The following is a 20,360-nucleotide window of genomic DNA, read 5'->3' on the forward strand; positions in this document are numbered from 1 at the left end:
AATGGCCGATGTCCTCGTCGTCGACGATCTCGACGTCACCTTCCAGCTTCACCAATCCGAAGTGAAGGCCGTTTCCGACCTCGACTTCACCCTCAGCGAAGGCGAGACCCTCGCCATCGTAGGCGAGAGCGGGTCGGGCAAGAGCCAGGCCTTCCTGTCGATCATGGGGCTGCTCGCAAAGAATGGCCGGGCGACGGGCCGGGCAATGCTCGGCGATGTCAACCTGATCGGGCTCAACCCGCATGAGCTCGACCGCTATCGCGGCAAGGACATCGCCATGATCTTCCAGGATCCGATGACCTCGCTGAACCCGAGCCTGAGGGTCCGAACGCAGCTTTCCGAGGTGCTGGTCCGGCATCGGGGCTACGATCAGGAGAGGGCGAACCGCACCGTCATCGAGATGCTGGAGCGGGTCGGCATCCCCGAGCCGGCCAAGCGCGCCAACGCCTATCCGCACGAGCTCAGCGGCGGCATGCGGCAGCGCGTCATGATCGCCATGGCGCTATTGTGCCAGCCCAAGGTGCTGATCGCCGACGAGCCGACCACGGCGCTCGACGTGACGGTGCAGGCGCAGATGCTCGACCTGTTCAAGAACCTCACCAACGATTTCGGCACGGCGCTGGTGCTGATCACGCACGATCTGGGCGTGGTGGCCGGCGTCGCCGACCGCATGATGGTGATGTATGGCGGGCGCTGCATCGAGAAGGGGCCGACGGACACGCTGTTCTACGATCCGCGCCATCCCTACACGCTGGGCCTCCTCCACTCGACGCCCAATGTCGACAAGCGGGCCGCCCGGCTCGACCCGATCCAGGGTCTGCCGCCCAGTCTCGAGCACCTGCCGCGTGGCTGCGCCTTCCATCCGCGCTGCGCCTTCCGCTTCGATCGCTGCTTTGCCGAACGGCCGCCGCTGCTGCCGGTCGAGGACGTGCGCGAGAAGGCCTGCTGGTACCAGGGCGAACTCAAATACGAGGAGGTCGCATAATGCTCGACCGGACTCAGGACCTGCTCAAGGTCGAACACCTCTCGAAGAATTTCTCCATCTCGGCGGGGTTGTTTTCTAAGCCCCTGCAATTGCGCGCCCTGCAGGACATCAGTTTCACCGTGAAGCGCGGCGAAACGCTCGGCATCGTCGGCGAGTCCGGTTGCGGCAAGTCGACCCTCGGCCGCTGCATCCTGCAGCTGCTGGCGCCGGACGAGGGGAAGGTATTGTGGCTGGGGCAGGATATCTCGCGCCTGCCGGAAGCCGATATGCGCAAGAAGCGGCGCGACCTGCAGATCATCTTCCAGGACCCGCTGGCTTCGCTCAATCCGCGGATGACTGTGGGCGAGATCATCGCCGATCCGCTGCGGACGCTGATGCCCGAGGTCGACGCCAAGGGTCGGCGCGAGCGGGTCATCAAGACCATGGAAGCGGTGGGCCTCCTCCCCGAGATGATCAACCGCTACCCGCACGAGTTCTCGGGCGGCCAGGCGCAGCGCATCGGCATCGCCCGGGCGCTGATCAGCGAGCCCAAGCTGATCGTCTGCGACGAGCCGGTTTCGGCCCTCGATGTCTCGATCCAGGCGCAGATCCTCAACCTCCTCTCCGATCTCAAGGATCGGCTGGGGCTGACGCTGATCTTCATCTCGCACAACCTCTCTGTGGTGCGGCACGTGTCCGATCGTATCCTCGTCCTGTATCTCGGCCGGGTCGTCGAACTGGCTGACGGGAACGACCTCTACGAGGAGCCCAAGCACCCCTATACGCGGGCGCTGCTGACGGCGGTGCCGATACCCGACCCCAAGCGGGCGCGACAGCGCTCGATCGAGGGGCTGGTGGGGGAGATCCCGTCGCCGATCAACCAGCCGTCGGGGTGCACGTTCCGGACGCGCTGCCGCTTCGCCCAGGCGCGGTGCGCCGAAAAGGTGCCGCCGCTCGACACCTTGCCCAACGGGCGGCGCGTTGCGTGCATTCGATGGCAGGAGATCGACCTCGCGCCTGGTCCCTGAGCCGCCTCAGCCGGGGTCGCTGGTGCGGCGCCCCGGTCCTTGGCGCTGGCCGCGTCGCCGACGGCGGTCGGGCCCGGCATAGGCCGCGGCTTCGATGAAGGTGCGTGGGGAGCTGAGGACCGAGGTCAGGCGCGTCTCGATGTCCTGGGTGGCGAACGGCTTGCGCAGGAACTCGGTCACGCCGGCATCGCGCGCCTCGGCAATCCCGGCAGCACTCGGTTCCGACGACATCATGATGATCGGGGTGTCGCGGTTCAGTCCTTTGGCGGCCTGGCGCAGGGCGCGGACGAGGCTGACACCGTCCATCGGCAGCAATTCGTCGTTCATCATGATGGCGCCATAGCGATGCGATTGCAGCAGGGCGGTGGCGCGGTCGGAATCCTGCACCTCATCAACCCGGCGCACCTTGAGGTGCCGCAGCATCTGGCCGATCAGCGATCCCATGTGCGTCGATGCGTCGACGACGAGGACGTCGAGCTTGGCAAGGTTGGGTTTCTGCATGGCGGTGCAATGTTGCACCAGGGCGATTTCCGAGCGGTTAATTGCCACCCTCGGAAAAGCCGCGCAGAGCCGTTGACAGAAGGGGTTTTTGCCCTTAGGAACAGCCGCAATTCGAAGGCGCGGCGCGCCTCTTTTTATTTCTGTTCCGAGGTTTGGAATGAAAGTCACCAATTCGCTCAAGGCTCTGATGGGTCGCCATCGCGCCAACAAGCTCGTGCGCCGCCGCGGCCGCGTGTACATCATCAACAAGGTGGACAAGCGCTACAAGGCTCGCCAGGGCTGAGCTGTCTGCTCACGAGTGTTGCTGAAAAGGCCCGCTTCGGCGGGCCTTTTGGCGTTTATAGGGTACCGGCGCAAGATGTGATCTAAGCGTCATTGCGTATGAGTCCGGAAGCACATCTAGTCGGCGAACACAGAGTTCGCCTATGGAAACGCAGTTCATCACTGTCACGATCGAGCAGCCGTATGACGAGGTCTATCATTTCCTCGCCGATCCGCTGAACTTCCCATCGTGGGGGCCGGTCCAGGGCACCGAGATTCATCACCTACACGGCAGCGACTGGCTCGTAGAGATCAATGGGGGCCCCATGATCCTCCGCTTTTCGTCGCCCAATCTCGACGGGATACTGGACTACTGGATGTTCGGACCCGGGCAGGCAGTCGGAGACGTCATTCCGGTGCGCCTCACACACCTGGGGGAGGCGTGCCAGGTCACCCTCACCTGGCAACGGCCAGCCGGCGTCAGCGACGAACTCTATGCCAGCCAGCTCGTGGTCGCCCGCTACTACCTGACGAGGCTGAAGAACTTGCTGGAGTCCGAACCCGGCAACTAGGCAGCCAGGGCCGCGATGATCCGCAGCCAGGAGCGGATGCCCTTGTGGTAGCTCCGGAGGTCATACTTCTCGTTGGGCGAATGGATGCGGTCGTCGTCGAGGGCGAAGCCGATCAGCAGGGTGTCGAGCCCGAGGATCTTCTTGAACTCGCCCGCTACGGGAATCGAGCCGCCGGAGCCGATCAGCGCTGCCTCGTTACCCCATTCGTCCTTGAGCGCGGCCGCGGCCTGCTTGAGGTGAATACCGTCCGTCGGCACCGATACGGCGGGGCTGCCGCCATGTTCCTTGAAGGTCACGGTTGCGTCCGGCGGCAGGCGGTCGGTGACGTGCTTGCGGAAGGCGGCGCGGATCTTCACCGGGTCCATGCCGGAGACGAGGCGGAACGAAATCTTGGCGCTGGCCTTGGCCGGGATGACGGTCTTGAAGCCGTCGCCGGTGTAGCCGCCGGTGATGCCGTTGATCTCGCAGGTGGGGCGCGAGCGGGTCTGCTCGAGCACCGAGCGGCCCTTCTCGCCGGCCGGGGTGGTGAGGCCGGCACCCGCCATGAACGCAGCCTCGTCGTAGGGCAGGCGCTTCCACAGCGCGGCGATATCGGCCGGCAGCTCGGCCACGTCGTCGTAGAAGCCTTCCACGGCCACGCTGCCATCGGGGTTGCGAAGGCTGGCGATGATTTCGGCCAGCACCTGGATCGGGTTGCGCGCGGCATTGCCGAACATGCCGGAATGCAGGTCATGGCTGGCGCAGGTGATTTCCACCTCTTCGCCGACGAGACCACGCAGCGAGGTGACGATCGAGGGCGTATCGCGGTTCCACAGGTCGGTATCGCAGACGAGCGCGATTTCGGCCGCCCCGAGCTCGGCCTTGGCCTCGGCGAGGAAAGGACGGAGGCTCGGGCTGCCGCTTTCTTCCTCGCCCTCGAAGAACAAAGTCACCTTCAGCGGCAGCGGGCCATTGACTGCCTTCCAGGCCCGGCAGGCCTCGACGAAGGTCAGGAGCTGGCCCTTGTCGTCGGAGGTGCCGCGACCATGAATGCGGACCTCGCCATCGTCGCCGGTGATCGGCGTCGCGATGAACGGATCGGTGTGCCAGAGGTTCAGCGGATCGACGGGTTGCACGTCGTAATGGGCATAGAACAGCACGTGCGGACCGGCGTCGCCATCATGGGCGACGACCATCGGGTGGCCGGTGGTCGGCCGCACCGACGCGTCGAAGCCCAGTGTCTTGAGGTCGGCGACCAGCCACTCCGCCGCCTTGCGCACTTCGCCGGCATAGGCGGGGTCGGTGGAGATCGACTTGATCGAGACCAGCGTCTTCAGCCGCTCGAGGCTGTCGTTGATATGGGCATCGGCATGGGCAAGGGCGGCTTCGAGCTTGGTGGTCATCAACAGTCTCTCAAATGAACGATCGGCCTCCCCGCGAGCGGGAAGGCCGGGGATTGATAGCAGCTATTGCGCGCTTACGACGAGCCGGCGCCGTCCTGGCGGACGAAGGCGATGCGGAGCATGTTGGTGGCACCGGGGGTGCCGAGCGGGATGCCGGCTGTTATAGCGATGCGGTCACCAGGGCGGGCGAGGCCCTCCTGGTAGGCGATCACGCAGGCGCGGTCGACCATGTCCTCGAGGTTCACCGCATCGGGCGATTCGACACAGTGGATGCCCCAGACGACGGACAGCCGGCGCACGGTCCTGAGGTTTGGCGACAGCGCGAGGATCGGCTTTGACGGCCGCTCGCGCGCCGCGCGAATGGCGGTGGAGCCGGACGAGGTGTATGTAACGATCGCTGCCAGATCGAGCGTTTCGGCGACTTGACGGGTCGCGGCCGAGATGGCGTCGGCAGCGGTCGCCTCCGGCTCGGCCGACTGGGCGCGGATGATACCGCGATAGTTGGTGTCGCCTTCGACAGCGACAGCCACCTTATTCATCATCGCCACCGCTTCGACCGGATACTGGCCGGAGGCGCTTTCGGCCGAGAGCATCACGGCATCGGCGCCTTCGAACACGGCGATCGACACGTCCGAGACTTCGGCGCGGGTCGGCACCGGCGAGGTGATCATCGATTCCAGCATCTGGGTCGCGACCACGACCGGCTTGCCGTAGCGGCGGGCGATACGGATCATGCGCTTCTGGAGGCCCGGGACCTGCTCGAGTGGCATTTCCACGCCAAGGTCGCCACGCGCGACCATGAAGGCGTCGCAGAGCTTGATGATCTCTTCGAGCCGCTCGACAGCCTGCGGCTTTTCGATCTTGGCCATCACGCCGGCGCGGCCCTGCACGACCTTGCGGATATCGATTATATCCTCGGGGCGCTGCACGAAGCTGACCGCGATCCAGTCGGCTTCGGCCTCGAGGCCCTTCAGCAGGTCGGCGTGGTCCTTCTCGGTCAGCGCGCCCATCGGCAGCAGCGTGTCGGGCAGGCTGACACCCTTGCGATCACTCAGCTTGCCGCCGTAGATCACTTCGGTCTCGACCAGTCCGCCGCCGACCTTGGTGGCCCTGAGCTGGAGCTTGCCGTCGTCGAGCAGCAACCGGTCGCCAACCGAGACGGACTCGAGGATTTCCGGATGGGGCAGGAAGACGCGGTCGACCGTGCCGGGCGTCTCGGAACTATCGAGTGTGAACTTCGCCCCGGCCGTGAGCTGGATGGCGCCGTCAGCGAACTTGCCGACACGGAGCTTGGGGCCCTGCAGGTCGACGAGGATGCCGAGCGGATGATGCAGCCGGGCCTCGACATTGCGAATGAAGCCGACCGTCTGCTTAAGCAGCTCGTGGCTGGCGTGGCTCATGTTGATGCGGAACACGTCCGCACCAGCGCGCGCCAATTTCTCGATCGTAGCTTCGTCGTTGGAGGCGGGCCCCAGCGTGGCGACGATTTTCACGCGTCTCATGCGTCTCATTGAGTATCTGCACCTTGATCAGTGGAAGTGTCATCTGCCGGAATGCCGCCATCGTCCGGCACTTCCCCGTCCGTGGGCAGGTCGCCCTCGAGCGGGAGTGTTTCGTTGGAGTCCGTCTCGCCGCTGACCACTTCGCCTTCGGTCAGCTGCAAGGTCCAGTCGGAACGGTTGTGCGTGTCGACCTCGAAGAATCCGGTCCGTTCATAGCCGCGCGCCAGGCAGTCCTCGACACCGAAGATGGTGAAGGTCTCGTCGCGCGTGCACATGAACACGCTGCCGTCCCAGAAACCACCGCTGACATCGTCGGCGGCGTAGAGATAATAGTAGCGGCGTGCCTCAAGGTTGCCGCGATAGATGGTGACGCAATTGTTCGGCTCGGCCACCCACCAGCCTTCCGACTGCCAGCCTTTTTCGGCGCGATAGCCGAAGGCGACGGATACCTTGTTGGCGGTTTCATTGCAGACGCGGAAGCTGCCCTGTCCGGTATCGCCCGCCGCAGCGTTCGCGGCCGGCGCCTGTTCCTGCGCGACGGCGCCTTGCTGCAGGGTATCGGGGCGCGGCAGCATAGCCCAAATGGCCACGGCTACGAGCGCCGCGGCGATAACGCCAGCGATAGCCAGGATGTAGCGCAATGGACCGTCCGGGTTCGACGCCTGAAATCGTTTGCAGCGCGGATGTGTTGTGCTCAGCACTCCGCCTGCTGTCAACCGCTATCGAAGGCTTTTGGCGGAAATACGGGACCGGTCGGGGGACGCGAAACAGAGGCGCCCCGGGGACGCGATGTGGATAGGCGTCAAATCGGCTTGAACAGCCGCTCTCAAACGGGTTGAACGGGGGCCGAAACGAAGAGGAATACCATTATGGCTACCGTCTCATCCGATAGCGTCGCGCAGGACCAGATTAAGGCCTTCATCGAACGCATCGAGCGGCTCGAAGAGGAGAAGGCGGCGATCGCCGGTGACATCAAGGAAGTCTATGCCGAAGCCAAGGGCAACGGCTTCGACACCAAGGTGCTGCGCAAGATCGTCTCGATCCGCAAGCAGGACCACGCCGAACGCATGGAGCAGGAAGCCCTGCTCGAGCTCTACCTGACCGCTCTCGGCATGGCCGCGGCGCCGAGCGAAGACGAGTAGTCGACGCTCGCGCAGAAATCGAAAAGGGCCGCTTGCAGCGGCCCTTTTTCATAGGCCCGCCGGCACTGCCATGGCGGGCTTGTCGCCGAAGCGCGAGCGCATTACCGAGTCGATTCTCGACCAGGCATAGGCGTTCGCGGCGCTCGATTCGTGCGGCCCCTGCACATGACCGGCGTCCGGCGTGCTGAAGTAGAGCCCGGCGCGCAGTCCGCGCTGCTCGGCCGAACTGGCATAGAAGGCGTAGCAGGGGTCGTCGCCGGCCTCGACCATCTTGCCGTTGCGGTGGCAGTAGCAGTCGGCGGCGAGGCCCCACTGGTGCCAGCCGGCGCCGGGCATGGCGTTTGTCAGCCAGGCCTTCTGGCGCTTGATACTGCGGCGCGCCCGGAGCAATCCGGCTACCCACGGCGCCCCCTTGGCCTCGAGCTCGCTCGCTTTCTGGTCGATCTGCCCGGGTGTGCGCTTGGCCCAGCGGCAGTAGTAGTCCGCCTGGGTCTGCGGCGTGCGCAGCCCCTGCGAGATGCGGAAATCGTAACCGGCGGCCCGGCAGTCGGCGAGCACCAGCGCCAGGGTTGCCGCAAACTCCGGGTCCAGTCCGAACCCAGAAACCGTTGAAGACGCAAGTGTCGGACCGGCCATATTCCCCCCAAGCCTCACCGTGTGACAACCGGGAGATTACGGCAAGCGGCGAGCGCGGGGATAAGTCGGGGGCTTGCCTCCCGTCTGCCGGGCGGCTCTTCTGCGCCCCATCGGAGGACCCATGTCGAAAATCCTGTTGACCGGAGCGTCTGGCAACCTCGGCACGCATCTGCGCCGCTGGTTCGTGGAGCATGGGCGAGCCTTCGTCGCCACGGATATCCGCGCCGCCACCGATGGCGGGGATGTCGTGATCGCCGATCTGTCGGATCGGTCGGCGGTCGACGCCCTGATGGCCGACGATTTTTCGGCGGTGGTGCATCTTGGCGCGCGCGCGAATGAGGCCGGCTGGCAGGACATTGTCGATGCCAACATCGTTGCGACCTACAACGTGTTCGAAGCGGCACGGCAAGCGGGCGTCCGGCGCGTGATCTTCGCGTCGAGCTATCATGTGGTCGGGATGTACGAGGCCGAGCAGCTGCCGCTCGCGGCGGACGTTCCGGTGCGACCGGATTCTCTCTACGGCGTCTCGAAGGTCTTCGGCGAGGCGCTCGGGCGCCTCTATTTCGACAAGTTCGGCATCGAGTGCCTCGCGATCCGCATCTGTACGGCCGGCAATCCGGGCACGCCGCGCGAGGCGCGGCTCTGGTGCAGCCGCGACGACCTCGCGGGACTGATCGAGGCGGGGCTCGATGCCGGCACGCTCGGCTATCGCGTGGTCTATGGCATCTCGAACAATCCAAATGCACCGGTGCCGGTCGAGACGGGTGCGAACCTCGGCTGGCGGCCGGCTCACGGGTCGCTGGAACTCGGCACGCACGATCCCAGAGCTGAACTGGATCCCACCGATCCAAGGCACCAGCGCCTGGGGGGGGTGTTTGCCCAATGGGGCCATCCGGACGACTAGATTACTCGGCCGCAGAGCGCTCGTCGTAGTCCGGAGCATCGGGGCTGCCGGGAGCGGTTTCGCTGCCGAGATCGGGGAAGGCGACGATGCGCTGGTTGCGCAGGTCCATGCGGACGACGAGCAGGCCGCGTTCCTCGAAATAAGCGAGGAGGCGCCGGGCGCGACCGGGCGAGTGCGTGCCATAGGCGCGGGCGAGGGTGGCGTCGGACGGGCAGGGCAGGGCCTCTACCGCGGCGCGGGCCAGCACAAGGAATACGCCCTGCACGTCATCGGCAAGCTGGTTCGAGAGCGCCAGTGCCGTCTGCCAGGTTTCGGACTGTGCCGTCTCGTCGGCGACGCCGGCGCGGACGACCGCGAGCTTGCGGCGAAAGGCCGGCAGGGCCAGCGCCTCGCCGGGCACGCGCCTGATGCGGCAGCGGACGAGGAAATCCTGGTAGAGCACCGCGACCGAGCGATAGGCGGCGTCGCGATCCTCGAGCAACTCGCGGATCACATCGTCGATGGCGCCATCACGTTCGGCCTCGTCGATCACCGGCTCGTCCGGCCGCGGCTGCGGCGCCTGGGTGCGGACCAGTTGGGCCAAGAGGTCGTTGGTCGAAGGCGGCGGGGGCGGGGGCGGACGACGCACCGGGCGTGCCGCCTCGGGCACGGGGGCGAAGATCAGCTCCTTGGCATCCACGGGCGCATCGGGCAGCGGCATCAGCTTCGGGCTAGACGAGCGGGCGGAGGTTTCGACGGTGCCGATCACCAGCGGCAGCGGACGGCGCGACAGGGCGGGGCCGAGTGCGACGAAGTGGCCGCGGTTCAAATCACGGAACATCTCGGCCTGGCGCCGCTCCATGCCGAGCAGGTCGGCGGCGCGGGCCATGTCGATATCGAGGAAGGTGCGGCCCATGAGGAAGTTTGACGCCTCAGCCGCGACGTTCTTCGCGAGCTTGGCCAGGCGCTGGGTAGCGATGACGCCGGCAAGGCCGCGTTTGCGGCCACGGCACATCAGGTTGGTCATGGCGCCAAGCGAGAGTTTTCTCGCTTCGTCAGAGACTTCGCCGGCGATGGCAGGGGCGAAGAGCTGGGCTTCGTCGACGACGACTAGCATCGGATACCAGTAATCGCGATCGGCATCGAAGAGGCCGCCGAGGAAGGCGGCGGCGCAGCGCATCTGCTGCTCGACATCGAGCCCTTCGAGGCTGAGGACGACCGAAACGCGGTGCTGGCGGACGCGGGCGGCGATGGTGGTGAGTTCGCTCTCCGAACGCGAGGCATCGACGACGAGGTGGCCGTATTTATCGGCGAGGGTAACGAAATCGCCCTCGGGGTCGACGATGCACTGCTGCACCCAGGGGGCACTCTGTTCGAGCAGCCGGCGCAGGAGGTGCGATTTGCCCGAGCCGGAATTGCCCTGCACGAGCAACCGCGTCGCGAGCAGTTCCTCGAGATCGAGCATCGCCTCGGCGCCACCCTGCGCCACACCCATGTCGATCGCGACCTGCATGGGATGTGGTTAGCTGATTCTGTGACCTGGTGGCTGCGCGGAAGACTCTCCCACACACGATGTCATCCCTGCGAAGGCAGGGATCCACCTCTCGGCTGGCGCTGACGATGAAATGGATCCCTGCCTTCGCAGGGATGACAGCCGGTGGGAGTTGTGCGGGGCGCCCAAGCGGACTGATGCTTAAGCCAGCGTCGACCGCAGCACGGCGTCGCCATCTATCCCGAGCGTCGTGAGCGTTGTCGCCACAATGCCGACCCGATCCAGTCCGGCCGCCGTATACATGTCATTCACCCCGGCCTGCTCGACGAACGTGTCGGGGATCATCAGCGGGCGGAGTTTCAGCTTGCCGTCAAGGAGGCCATTCCGCGCGAGGAAGGTCGCGACGTGACTGCCGAAGCCGCCGATACCGCCTTCCTCGATGGTCAGCAGCAGTTCGTGCTCGCGCGCCAGCCGGGCCAGCAGGTCTTCATCGAGCGGCTTGAGGAAGCGCATGTCGGCGATGGTCGGATTGAGGCCGTAGGCCATCAGCTTCTCACCGGCGGCGATGACTTCGCCGAGCCGGGTGCCGAAATTGACCAGCGCGACCGATTTGCCCTCGCGCAGCACGCGGCCTTTGCCGATCTCGAGCACGCTGCCGCGTTCGGGCAGCTCGACGCCGAGGCCGTCACCGCGCGGGTAGCGGAAGGCGATCGGGCCGTCGTCATAGGCGGCGGCGGTGGCGACCATATGCTTGAGCTCAGCCTCGTCGCCGGCGGCCATGATCACCATGCCGGGGAGGGCACCGAGATAGGCGTTGTCGTAGTTGCCGGCATGGGTCGGTCCGTCGGCGCCGACATAGCCGGCGCGGTCGATGGCGAAGCGCACGGGTAGGCCCTGCACGGCGACGTCGTGCACCACTTGGTCGTAGGCACGCTGCAGGAAGGTCGAGTAGATGGCGACGAACGGCTTCATGCCCTCGGTCGCCATGCCGGCGGCGAAGGTCACTGCGTGCTGCTCGGCGATGCCGACGTCGAAGGTGCGGGTCGGGAAGAGTTCGGCGAACTTGTCGAGCCCGGTGCCGTTGGGCATGGCGGCGGTCACCGCGACGATGCGATCGTCGGCCTTCGCCTCGGCGATCAGGCTCTGCGCGAACACCGAGGTGTAGCTCGGGGCGTTCGACTGCGGCTTTGTCTGAGCGCCGGTGATCACGTTGAACTTGTTGACGCCGTGGTACTTGTCGGCGGAGTTCTCGGCCGGGGCGTAGCCAAATCCCTTCTTGGTGACGACATGCACCAAAACCGGGCCGCCCTCGTGGTTCTTCACATTGTGAAGCACGTCCATGAGGTCGTTGAGGTTATGGCCATCGATGGGGCCGACGTAGAAGAAGCCGAGTTCTTCAAAGAGCGTGCCGCCCGTGAAGAAGGAGCGGGCGAATTCCTCGGTCTTGCGCGCCGTCTCGTGGATGAGGCGGGGCATCTTGCCGGTGATCGATTTCGCCGTGTCGCGGACACCGCGATAGAACGGGCCGGAGACGAGCTTCGCCAGATAGGACCGCATGGCGCCAGTCGGCGGGGCGATCGACATGTCGTTGTCGTTGAGGATGACGATCAGCCGTGCGTCCATCGCGCCGGCATTGTTCATCGCCTCGTAGGCCATGCCGGCCGACATGGCGCCGTCGCCGATCACGGCGATGACGTTGCGCTTCTCGCCCTTCAGGTCCGAGGCTACGGCCATACCGAGGCCGGCCGAGATCGAGGTCGACGAATGCCCGGCACCGAACGGGTCGTATTCGCTCTCGACGCGGCGGGTGAAGCCGCTGAGCCCGTCCTTCTGGCGCAGTGTGCGAATGCGATTGCGGCGGCCGGTCAGCACCTTGTGCGGATAGGCCTGGTGGCCGACATCCCAGATCAGGCGGTCGTTCGGGGTATCGAAAGTGGCGTGGAGCGCGACGGTAAGCTCGACGACGCCGAGTCCGGCGCCGAGGTGCCCGCCCGTGACCGAGACGGCGTCGATCACTTCGGAGCGTAGCTCATCGGCGAGTTGACGCAGGTCTTCACGCGAGAGGGTCTTGAGGTCCGCGGGCGTCGAAACGCGGTCGAGCAGCGGTGTCTGCGGCTTGTCCAAGTCTACCGATCCTTCGCCGGTAACGGGCCGGTCAAGTCTTTGATTTGTCGCGCTTTCGAGAAGGAAAGTCTGCAACTTTTCCTGAAGGCGCTCCAGTTGAGACTTAGAGGCTCGGGACGGGCATTGCAACGCCTTGGTGGCGCGGCTTTTTAGCGTTCCGCGACCAGTTGGAGTCCACTGGTCACGAACCGGTCGTAAGCAGGGATTGCGGCATTGTCGGGAAGAAAGGCGACGCGGCCGGTGAGCGGGCCGAGTTCGGTGGTCTTGTCGAGCCAGCCCTCGGCCTCGGTCATCTCGGCCCAGAAGGCGGTCTGCATCATCTGCGGCTCGACCAGCGTGTCGTTGACGTGATCGAGTTCGGGCGCCACCAGCTCGATACCGCGGAGTTCAATGCTGCCGTTGGGCTGGCGGCTCTGGGCCAGGTCGGCAAGCGCCTGCTGCATCGGGGCCGGGGAGTTGCCGGTCAGCGCGTTGAAGGTCATGTCGAACATGCCCTTGAGGCTGGATACGCCGCCGAGCGAAGCGGTGCGGATGTTGGCGTGGGCGAGGATCTCTTCCTTCGTCGGCAGGGTCTGCGCCACGGCGGTCTCGCGCTCGATGATCATCTCGAGTGCCTTCTGGGCTTCGGGGCTCGAGCTGGTCGGCACGTAGGCGGTAACGATCTCGCCGTCCTTCGGTGTCATCAGCACGCGGGGTTTCGGCATATCGATCGCTTCGAGTGCGGCGACGGCGGTTTCACCCTCGATCCGGCCACGCGTCGCGAGCTGGATAGCCTCGGACTTCATCACCGGGATCGGCGCGCCGATGGCTTCGAATGCAGCCGTGTCCACGGCGGCGAGCTGCATCGCACCGCTTCGCGTAACGGGAACAGGCGCCGCCACCTCAAAGGTCGAGACCATGCGCTGCGTCGGCTCGGTGGCCGAAGCGAGCATGATCGTCGCCTCGCTGCCCGAAAGCGTACGCGGACGGATGGCGGGGATAGGGGCCGCCTCGGTGGAATTGTCGGCCAGCATGGTGTCGGGCGCCGGCTCGTAGATGGCGTCACCGTCACAGGGCACCGTATGGCACTTGCTCCACTCGGCCTGGGCATAAGCGCGGCCCTGGTTGGAGAGCGGCTTGCCGTCGACCGGCAGGTGCAGGGTCTTGCCGTCGGGGAAGACCTTTTGCAGCTGGGCGCGGGTCATGCGCGGCCAGGCGCGGACGTTGCCGGTATCCATGTGGACGAAGGGGCTGCCGGAGGTCGGGTAGTAGCCGACGCCGCCGACCTGGTGCCGCATCGCGGAGGCGCGGAGCTTGGCGAGGTTCACCCCGGGGATGAACACGTCCATCGCCTTGCCCTTCATATGCTGGCTGTTGTCAGCCACGCCCGAGGATCTGGCGGCGAGCATCTTGTTGGTCTTGGGCGATCGGTAGGACGAAACGATGTTGTAGGGCTGGGTGCCGCCGACTTCCTGGTACACTTCCCAGAGCAGGTCGAAGAGGGCCGGATCCATCTTCGTGGGCTCTTTGGTACGCCAGTCGGCAAGGAACACGTTCATCTGCCGCAGCACGGCCTGATCGTACTTGCCATTGCGCTTGAAGGTGAAGCGGGCGGTCTCGCCGGTATGGGTATGATGCAGCCACAGGGTGCGGTCGACGGCCGAACTGGCGCTGCCGAAGGCGGCGCTCACCGGCACCGTGGTCGGCGGCAGAAGGACGGTCAAAGCCATCGTCGCGGCGAAGACAAGCCGCGGCAGCACCCGCCATATCCCGAACAGTTTCCCCAACACGCCCCGAACGACCCGTTGCAACCCGATAGTAGATGAACCGTAGCGCGCTATGGATGAGAAGGAGTTAACGCACACGGCCAGTGGCCAATGAGGCTGCCACCGATGCACTTTCTAGTCAGAAAATCCGGCTGAACCAAGGCCGAATTCCTAAGCAGCCGTAAACGCTTGGCTGCGATCACTGAACGCGTGAGACGAAAAGGGCTGGTGCATACTGGCACCAGCCCTCGAACTCTAGTCCCTCCGCCGGGGTGTTGCTACTCGGCGAGGAGCTCTTTCAACCGCTGGTTGAGGCCGTACACATCGCCGTAGGAGCGAATGGTGCCGTCCGCATCGACGCGCAGGGTGAAGTAGGAGATGTGGACCGGAATCTTGTTCTTCAGGTTGAACCACCGCTCCTTCGGGCCGAATGCAGCTTTCAGCGTTTCGGCGGTCATGTCCGGCTCGAGCTTGAGCAGAGCATCGGCGAAATCTAGCGGGTTCTCGACGCGCACGCACCCGTGGCTATAGGCGCGGAAGGAGCGCGAGAACAAGGACTTGGACGGCGTGTCGTGCAGGTAGACGTCGTGCTCATTGGGGAACAGGAACTTGACCTGCCCCAGTGCGTTGCCGGGGCCCGGCTTCTGGCGGATGTTGAACTGGTTGATGTTGGTCTGGGTCCAGTCGATCGCCGAGGCGTTCACGACCTTGCCGCCGTACAGCATCTCCATGTTCTGGCCGCTCAGATAGCCTGGGTTGGCGAGCAGGTGCGGCTTGATCTCGTTGACCGCGATCGAGGCTGGCACGTTCCAGTACGGGTTGACGACGATGTGCTTGATTTCGTTGTTGAACACCGGCGTCTGGTGCTTGGGCGTGCCGACGACGACGCGGGTCGTGTAGTGGACCTCGTCCTTGTTCATGATCCAGAGCCGGAACTCCGGAATGTTCACCGTCACCTCGAAGTCGCCGTAGTCATCCGGCTCCCAGCGCCAACGTTCCATGTTGGCGATAATGTCTTCCTTGGTGGTGGCGGAGCCGCCGTTGAGCGCGGCGATGGTCGCGGGACCGATGGCGCCATCGGCATTGAGGCCGAGACCCTCCTGGAAGGTCTTCACGGCCTCGACCAGCGGCTCGTCGTAGGTGATGTCGACAGCGGCTTCGGCGCCGGCGGTCTCGGGTATCTCGGGCTCGGGGACATCGAGGCGCTGGCGCAGCAGCGTCACGCGCTCGTCAGTCATGCCGGGCTTCAGCAGCTTGCCGTCGGGGATAGTGATGGCGGCGTCGATCACCGAGCCGTCGTAGAACTTGGCGAGCGCCGACTTGAGGCCGAGGAACTCCGGCTGGGTCGGCGACAGCGCGAGCAGCACCTTGCCGGGATCGCTGCTGTCGGCGAGCTTCACGAGGAGTTCGGCCTCGTTGATCTTCTTGGGTGTGATCGTCCAGGTGTCGTTGACGGCGAGCGGATTGATGCGGCCGCCGAAGGCGTCTTGGGCATAGCGGATCGCAGCGGCGGAGAAGGCGGTCTCGAGCGCCGCAAGGCTCGCGGGGTCCTTGCCGATCTGGGTGACGTCGATCTCGGGCGTGATGTAGTCGGACGGACGAAAGCCCTCGAGTTCGGATTGCTTGAAGACGTCGATGATCTTCTCGGCATTGGCGGAGAATTCCACCTGGCCGTAAGCACCTTCGCTCAGCCAAAGCGGCTCGAAGTGGCGGGCGCCGTAGAAGAAGTAGAGCTTCTGGGTCTGCTCGTAGGCGCGGGTGCCCTTTTGTGCATCCGCATAGGACTTGGAGAGACCGGCCTTGATGATGCGCGCGAGCTCGGTCTTGGGCGGCGCGATGACGACGCGGGTCGCCTCGATGCCGGCCACCGTGACCACTTCTTGCGCCAGCACTGCTACCGGTGACGCAAACGCCACCGTGCTCGCCAACAACAAGGCCTTGAGCTTCGACATCAACAGACTCCGTACCCGTCAATTGGGCTTGCGGGATGTTGCAACGACCGGGAGGAGTCGGCCACATGCCCGTGCAATGGATTTTGCTTAGCCCACAAAACTTAACGCTGACAATTCCTCGCGATTTTGTGAGTCCGGCCTGTGGACTTGATGCAACGGAAAGCTACGCCGCGTCGCTCTCCAGCCCCTCGTCGAGACCGTACTCGCGCAGCTTGCGATAAAGGGTCGAACGGCCGATCCCGAGGGCCCGCGCTACACGCGACATCCGGAAACCGTAATGCCGCAACGCGAAGCCGATCAGTTCGCGTTCAACATCCGCCAGCGCCGCCACTTCGCCGCCTTCGGCAACGAAACGATCTGGCGCCACGGCCTTCCCCGCAATCTCACGCAGTGGCAGGCTCGCATCGTCAATGTGAACGGGGGCTGAAGGGGTGGCACCGGCCAGCTTGGCGGCTTCCTCGCGGCCCGAGCCGAGGGCGACGATCTGCGGGAAGTCGGCGGTTTCGAGATAGGCACCATCGCTCAGCACCACGGCCCGATAGACCGCATTCTCGAGCTGGCGGATGTTGCCCGGCCAGTTATAGGCCTTGAGCATTGCCAGCGCCGGCTCGGAGATGCCGATGACGCGCTTGCCGGCTTCGGCGGCGAGGCGGGCGATGAAGTGCTCGACCAGTACGGGCACGTCCTCGATGCGGTCGCGCAGCGGCGGCACATAGATCGGGAAGACGTTCAGCCGATAGTAGAGATCCTCGCGAAACTGGCCGGCCTTGGTGAGATTGAGCAGCCGCCGGTTGGTGGCGGAGATGATGCGCACGTTGATTCGCACCGGACGGTCGGCCCCGATCGGCTCGATCTCGCCTTCCTGGATCACGCGCAGCAGCTTGGCCTGCATTTCGGCCGGGAGTTCGCCGACTTCGTCGAGGAAGATGGTGCCGCCATTGGCTTCGAGGAACTTGCCGGGCTGATCGGAGGTCGCGCCGGCGAAGGCGCCCTTCCGATGTCCGAACAGGGTCGATTCGATCTGCTTCGCGGGGATGGCGCCGCAATTGACGACGACGAAGGGCTTTCCGGCGCGGTCGCCCGAACCCTGGATGACACGCGCAACCAGTTCCTTACCGACACCGCTCTCGCCTTCGATCATCACCGGAATAGGGGACTTGGCCGCCTTGGCGCACAGCGACAGTACGCGGTCCATACCCTGGGCGCGGGTGACGATGTCGGCGAGGCCGAGCGTTCCGTTCATGCGGTTACGGTCGGTGCGGACCAGCATTTCGAGCTCGGAGAGCTTGAGCGCATTGCGCAACGAGACGATCATCCGTTCCGGCGCGACGGGCTTGACGAAGTAGTCCGACGCGCCCTGCCGCATGGCGGAGACGACGGTTTCGAGCGACGAATGGCCGGTCTGGACGATCACCGGAGTTGCGATCCCTTCGCGGCGCATCGTCTCCATCACGGCCATGCCGTCGAGATCGGGCATCACGAGATCGAGCACCATGGCGCCGATGCCGGGGTCGGCGCGCAGCAGGTCGAGCGCCTGGCGGCCACCGGTTGCGGTGACCGCGGCGAAGCCCGCACGGTTCGCCACTTCGGAAGTCAGTCGCAGCTGCACCGGGTCATCGTCGACGATCAGAACACGCGTCACTGGTCCTCCAAGACTCTGTCGTTGCGCGGCACGCCCTCATGGCGAATCGCGCTGTGCCGTTTTGAAGCAGGATGAAATCGGCGGGTTAAGAGCCGATTAAGGCTAACGATTTCGGTCGACGCTTCCCATCCTCGGGCCCGCTGGCTAAGGTCGCGCGCTCCAGAATTCCGAGGTGATGCAAGTGAAGATCGAGTTGACCCGCGCCACAGAGGCGACCGCTCAAAAGGGCCACAACGAACTCGGCAAGTTGCCGGTCTGGAACCTCGACGATCTCTATCCGGGCAATGACTCGAACGCGCTGAAGCTCGATCTCGCCAAAGCCAAGGCCGAGGCCAAGGCGTTCGAGGCGGACTACAAGGGCAAGCTCGAAGACCTGGCGAAGTCGGGCAAGCTGATCGAAGCGATCCAGCGCTACGAAGCGCTGAGCGATCTCTCTGGCAAGCTCGGGTCATACGCCTTCCTCCAATATGTCCGGAACACGCAGGACGGAGACAAGGTGAAGTTCCTCGGCGATCTCAGCCAGGCACTCACCGATCTTTCGACCGGGCTCATCTTCTTCGGGCTCGAACTCAACCGCATCGACGAAGGCGTGCTCGAAGCCGCGCTCAGCGGCAGCGCCGAACTCGGCCGCTATCGGCCCTGGTTCGCCGAGCTGCGCAAGGCGAAGCCTTACCAGCTCGAGGACAAGATCGAGGAGCTGTTCCACGAGAAGTCCGTTACCGGCGCCGGCGCCTGGAACCGGCTGTTCGACGAGACCATGGCGGGTCTCAAGTTCGAAGTGGATGGCGAGGAGCTGAACCTCGAATCGACGCTCAACTTCCTCTCAGACCGGAACGAGAAGAAGCGCGAGGCGGCGTTCCACGCCATCTCGAAGACGCTGCATGGCAACGAGCGCCTGTTCACGCACATCACCAACGTCCTCGCCAAAGACAAGGAGATCGTCGACCGCTGGCACGGCTTCAAGGACATTGCCGACAGCCGTCACCTCGAGAATTCGGTGGAGCGCGAAGTGGTCGATGCACTGCAGATGGCGGTGCGTGCCGCCTATCCACGGCTCAGCCACCGCTACTACGCGATGAAGGCAAAGTGGTTCGGCAAGGACCAACTCAACGCCTGGGATCGCAACGCGCCGCTGCCGACGTCGGACGATCGCATCTACGACTGGAAGACCGCGACCGACACGGTGCTCGAAGCCTACGGAGCGTTCTCACCCAAGCTGGTCGAGATCGCGCAGCCGTTCTTCACCAAAGGCTGGATCGACGCGCCGACCAAGGATGGCAAATCACCCGGCGCCTTTGCGCATCCCACCGTGCCGTCTGCCCATCCGTACCTGATGCTCAACTACCTCGGCAAAGCCCGGGACGTGATGACGCTGGCGCATGAGCTTGGCCACGGCGTGCACCAGGTGCTGGCCGGCCCGCAGGGGGCACTGATGGCGCCGACGCCGCTGACGCTGGCCGAGACGGCTTCGGTGTTCGGCGAAATGCTGACGTTTCGCTCGATGCTGGCCAAGACCACCGATCCGAAGCAGCGCTTCGCTATGCTGTCGAGCAAGGTCGAGGACATGCTTAATACCGTAGTGCGGCAGATCGCGTTCTACACCTTCGAGCGCGAAGTCCACACCCGCCGCAAGGAGGGCGAGCTGACCACCGCCGATCTCAACCAGATCTGGCTCGAGATCGGGGCGGAGAGCCTCGGACCGGCGATCAAGCTCAACGACGGCTACGATATCTTCTGGGCCTACATCCCGCACTTCATCCACTCGCCCTTCTACGTCTACGCCTATGCCTTCGGTGATTGCCTCGTGAACTCGCTCTATGCGCAGTACGAAAGATCGAGCGAGGGCTTTGCCGAGCGCTATTTCGAGCTGCTGAAGGCGGGTGGCTCCAAGCACCACTCGGAGTTGCTGGCGCCGTTCGGGCTCGACGCGCGCGATCCCAAGTTCTGGGACCTCGGCCTCGGCATGATCGAGCGGCTGATCAACGAGCTCGAAGCGACGCAGCCGTAGAGCACTTCCAGGAGAAGTTGGAGACTTCTCCGGTTCGGAAGCGCGACAAAAGAAGAACCAGCGGTGTTCGCCGTTTCAACGAAACGGCCAATACCCGTGAACCGAAAGTCGAATGGACTTCCGTTTCAGTGACCATCCGCCGCGCGCGCTTGTGCGGCGGATTATGGCGAAGTATGAGAGCGGGCGAGGGGTATTCCGGTTTGCGGCGCGATGCGCCAACGTCGCGCGCAGATCGTGGCCCCACCTTTCGACGAACTCGACTGAGGACCTGATGGCCAAGAAACCCGCCGCAGCGGCACATGCCGACGAACTTCCCCCTGCCATGGACTATGCGATGCACGAGGGGACGTATCGCGGCTTCATCACCTTCGTGAAGTGGGGCATCGTGTCGTCGGTGCTGATCGTGCTGTCGCTCTATGCCTTCATCGAAGCGCACAATGCGATCATCGGCACCTTGCTGCTCCTGGCCATTCCAGTGCTGATCTTCGGGGTAATGGTCCTCGGATCCCGCCGCACCTGACGGCGG

At 64.7% G+C, this 20,360-nt stretch carries 18 protein-coding genes; 8 read left to right on the plus strand and 10 right to left on the minus strand.

Annotated features, from left to right (window positions below; genetic code table 11):
- Position 1: 1 nt before the first annotated feature.
- Together ACOYW5_RS19965 and ACOYW5_RS19970 are read left to right on the plus strand one after the other, a co-directional pair.
- On the plus strand, positions 2-985 hold the full coding sequence (locus tag ACOYW5_RS19965; protein ID WP_423066626.1) for an ABC transporter ATP-binding protein: 984 nt from the start codon (positions 2-4) through the stop codon (positions 983-985).
- A complete protein-coding gene (locus tag ACOYW5_RS19970) occupies positions 985-1,992 on the plus strand; it encodes an ABC transporter ATP-binding protein (protein WP_423066627.1) in 1,008 nt (335 codons plus the stop codon). The genes ACOYW5_RS19965 and ACOYW5_RS19970 overlap by 1 nt, the downstream gene beginning before the upstream one ends.
- 6 nt (positions 1,993-1,998) lie before the next feature.
- Here the strand turns inward: ACOYW5_RS19970 and ACOYW5_RS19975 are convergent, their stop codons facing one another.
- Positions 1,999-2,493, minus strand: coding sequence for a response regulator (locus ACOYW5_RS19975; RefSeq protein ID WP_423066628.1), 495 nt, complete (start codon positions 2,491-2,493; stop codon positions 1,999-2,001).
- A gap of 157 nt (positions 2,494-2,650) precedes the next feature.
- On the opposite strand from ACOYW5_RS19975, the gene ykgO reads away from it, so the two are divergent.
- The gene (gene ykgO, locus ACOYW5_RS19980; RefSeq protein ID WP_055046235.1) at positions 2,651-2,776 is read left to right on the plus strand and encodes a type B 50S ribosomal protein L36; all 126 of its coding nucleotides are present in this window, start codon (positions 2,651-2,653) and stop codon (positions 2,774-2,776) included.
- Positions 2,777-2,918: 142 nt separating this feature from the next.
- Positions 2,919-3,326: a hypothetical protein gene (locus ACOYW5_RS19985; protein WP_423066629.1), complete on the plus strand. Its 408-nt coding sequence runs from the start codon at positions 2,919-2,921 to the stop codon at positions 3,324-3,326.
- Here ACOYW5_RS19985 and ACOYW5_RS19990 read toward each other — a convergent pair.
- The 3 genes from ACOYW5_RS19990 to ACOYW5_RS20000 all read right to left on the minus strand — a co-directional run bounded on the left by ACOYW5_RS19990 (position 3,323) and on the right by ACOYW5_RS20000 (position 6,851).
- A complete protein-coding gene (locus ACOYW5_RS19990) occupies positions 3,323-4,708 on the minus strand; it encodes a M20/M25/M40 family metallo-hydrolase (protein WP_423066630.1) in 1,386 nt (461 codons plus the stop codon). The two genes, ACOYW5_RS19985 and ACOYW5_RS19990, sit on opposite strands and share 4 nt — an antisense overlap.
- Before the next feature lie 74 nt (positions 4,709-4,782).
- Positions 4,783-6,219, minus strand: coding sequence for a pyruvate kinase (pyk, locus tag ACOYW5_RS19995; protein WP_423066631.1), 1,437 nt, complete (start codon positions 6,217-6,219; stop codon positions 4,783-4,785).
- Complete coding sequence (locus ACOYW5_RS20000) at positions 6,216-6,851, minus strand: DUF1036 domain-containing protein (protein WP_423066632.1); 636 nt, start codon at positions 6,849-6,851, stop codon at positions 6,216-6,218. Before ACOYW5_RS20000 ends, pyk begins: the two co-directional genes overlap by 4 nt.
- 228 nt (positions 6,852-7,079) lie before the next feature.
- Here ACOYW5_RS20000 and ACOYW5_RS20005 point away from each other — a divergent pair, with 228 nt between their 5' ends.
- Entirely contained in the window at positions 7,080-7,352 is a 273-nt protein-coding gene (locus tag ACOYW5_RS20005) for a DUF2312 domain-containing protein (protein WP_423066633.1), read from the plus strand.
- 48 nt (positions 7,353-7,400) lie between these two features.
- Here ACOYW5_RS20005 and ACOYW5_RS20010 read toward each other — a convergent pair whose 3' ends face one another.
- Entirely contained in the window at positions 7,401-7,988 is a 588-nt protein-coding gene (locus tag ACOYW5_RS20010; protein WP_423066634.1) for a M15 family metallopeptidase, read from the minus strand.
- A 121-nt stretch (positions 7,989-8,109) separates the two neighbouring features.
- Between ACOYW5_RS20010 and ACOYW5_RS20015 the strand changes: the two genes are divergently transcribed.
- Positions 8,110-8,892 (plus strand): NAD-dependent epimerase/dehydratase family protein, encoded by a 783-nt coding sequence (locus tag ACOYW5_RS20015; RefSeq protein ID WP_423066635.1) that lies wholly within the window; start codon positions 8,110-8,112, stop codon positions 8,890-8,892.
- A gap of 1 nt (position 8,893) precedes the next feature.
- Here the strand turns inward: ACOYW5_RS20015 and ACOYW5_RS20020 are convergent, their stop codons facing one another.
- The 5 genes from ACOYW5_RS20020 to ACOYW5_RS20040 all read right to left on the minus strand — a co-directional run bounded on the left by ACOYW5_RS20020 (position 8,894) and on the right by ACOYW5_RS20040 (position 17,826).
- The gene (locus tag ACOYW5_RS20020) at positions 8,894-10,384 is read right to left on the minus strand and encodes a helicase HerA domain-containing protein (RefSeq protein ID WP_423066636.1); all 1,491 of its coding nucleotides are present in this window, start codon (positions 10,382-10,384) and stop codon (positions 8,894-8,896) included.
- Positions 10,385-10,564: 180 nt separating this feature from the next.
- A complete protein-coding gene (gene dxs, locus ACOYW5_RS20025) occupies positions 10,565-12,487 on the minus strand; it encodes a 1-deoxy-D-xylulose-5-phosphate synthase (protein ID WP_423066637.1) in 1,923 nt (640 codons plus the stop codon).
- A gap of 149 nt (positions 12,488-12,636) precedes the next feature.
- Positions 12,637-14,196 (minus strand): DUF882 domain-containing protein, encoded by a 1,560-nt coding sequence (locus ACOYW5_RS20030; RefSeq protein WP_423066638.1) that lies wholly within the window; start codon positions 14,194-14,196, stop codon positions 12,637-12,639.
- Positions 14,197-14,510: 314 nt separating this feature from the next.
- A complete protein-coding gene (locus tag ACOYW5_RS20035) occupies positions 14,511-16,184 on the minus strand; it encodes a L,D-transpeptidase family protein (RefSeq protein WP_423066639.1) in 1,674 nt (557 codons plus the stop codon).
- 163 nt (positions 16,185-16,347) lie between these two features.
- Positions 16,348-17,826, minus strand: coding sequence for a sigma-54-dependent transcriptional regulator (locus tag ACOYW5_RS20040; RefSeq protein WP_423066640.1), 1,479 nt, complete (start codon positions 17,824-17,826; stop codon positions 16,348-16,350).
- Positions 17,827-18,001: 175 nt separating this feature from the next.
- Between ACOYW5_RS20040 and ACOYW5_RS20045 the strand changes: the two genes are divergently transcribed.
- Both ACOYW5_RS20045 and ACOYW5_RS20050 read left to right on the plus strand, forming a co-directional pair.
- Positions 18,002-19,834 (plus strand): M3 family oligoendopeptidase, encoded by a 1,833-nt coding sequence (locus ACOYW5_RS20045; RefSeq protein ID WP_423066641.1) that lies wholly within the window; start codon positions 18,002-18,004, stop codon positions 19,832-19,834.
- 271 nt (positions 19,835-20,105) lie between these two features.
- On the plus strand, positions 20,106-20,354 hold the full coding sequence (locus tag ACOYW5_RS20050) for an aa3-type cytochrome c oxidase subunit IV (protein WP_423066642.1): 249 nt from the start codon (positions 20,106-20,108) through the stop codon (positions 20,352-20,354).
- The last annotated feature ends 6 nt before the right edge of the window (positions 20,355-20,360 follow it).

Origin of the sequence: Devosia sp. CN2-171 (genome assembly GCF_049354815.1) — a bacterium.
Lineage (GTDB): Bacteria > Pseudomonadota > Alphaproteobacteria > Rhizobiales > Devosiaceae > Devosia_A.

Bases quoted from the DNA above. Each gene is read 5' to 3' on its own strand.
- ACOYW5_RS19990 (WP_423066630.1), bottom strand. From the start codon at position 4,708: ATGACCACCAAGCTCGAAGCCGCCCTTGCCCATGCCGATGCCCATATC.
- ACOYW5_RS20035 (WP_423066639.1), bottom strand. From the start codon at position 16,184: ATGTCGAAGCTCAAGGCCTTGTTGTTGGCGAGCACGGTGGCGTTTGCG.
- pyk (WP_423066631.1), bottom strand. From the start codon at position 6,219: ATGAGACGCATGAGACGCGTGAAAATCGTCGCCACGCTGGGGCCCGCC.
- ACOYW5_RS20015 (WP_423066635.1), top strand. From the start codon at position 8,110: ATGTCGAAAATCCTGTTGACCGGAGCGTCTGGCAACCTCGGCACGCAT.
- ACOYW5_RS19975 (WP_423066628.1), bottom strand. From the start codon at position 2,493: ATGCAGAAACCCAACCTTGCCAAGCTCGACGTCCTCGTCGTCGACGCA.
- ACOYW5_RS19965 (WP_423066626.1), top strand. From the start codon at position 2: ATGGCCGATGTCCTCGTCGTCGACGATCTCGACGTCACCTTCCAGCTT.
- ACOYW5_RS19970 (WP_423066627.1), top strand. From the start codon at position 985: ATGCTCGACCGGACTCAGGACCTGCTCAAGGTCGAACACCTCTCGAAG.
- ACOYW5_RS20005 (WP_423066633.1), top strand. From the start codon at position 7,080: ATGGCTACCGTCTCATCCGATAGCGTCGCGCAGGACCAGATTAAGGCC.
- ACOYW5_RS20020 (WP_423066636.1), bottom strand. From the start codon at position 10,384: ATGCAGGTCGCGATCGACATGGGTGTGGCGCAGGGTGGCGCCGAGGCG.
- ACOYW5_RS20030 (WP_423066638.1), bottom strand. From the start codon at position 14,196: ATGGCTTTGACCGTCCTTCTGCCGCCGACCACGGTGCCGGTGAGCGCC.
- ACOYW5_RS20050 (WP_423066642.1), top strand. From the start codon at position 20,106: ATGGCCAAGAAACCCGCCGCAGCGGCACATGCCGACGAACTTCCCCCT.
- ACOYW5_RS20045 (WP_423066641.1), top strand. From the start codon at position 18,002: ATGCAAGTGAAGATCGAGTTGACCCGCGCCACAGAGGCGACCGCTCAA.
- ACOYW5_RS20010 (WP_423066634.1), bottom strand. From the start codon at position 7,988: ATGGCCGGTCCGACACTTGCGTCTTCAACGGTTTCTGGGTTCGGACTG.
- ACOYW5_RS19985 (WP_423066629.1), top strand. From the start codon at position 2,919: ATGGAAACGCAGTTCATCACTGTCACGATCGAGCAGCCGTATGACGAG.
- ykgO (WP_055046235.1), top strand. From the start codon at position 2,651: ATGAAAGTCACCAATTCGCTCAAGGCTCTGATGGGTCGCCATCGCGCC.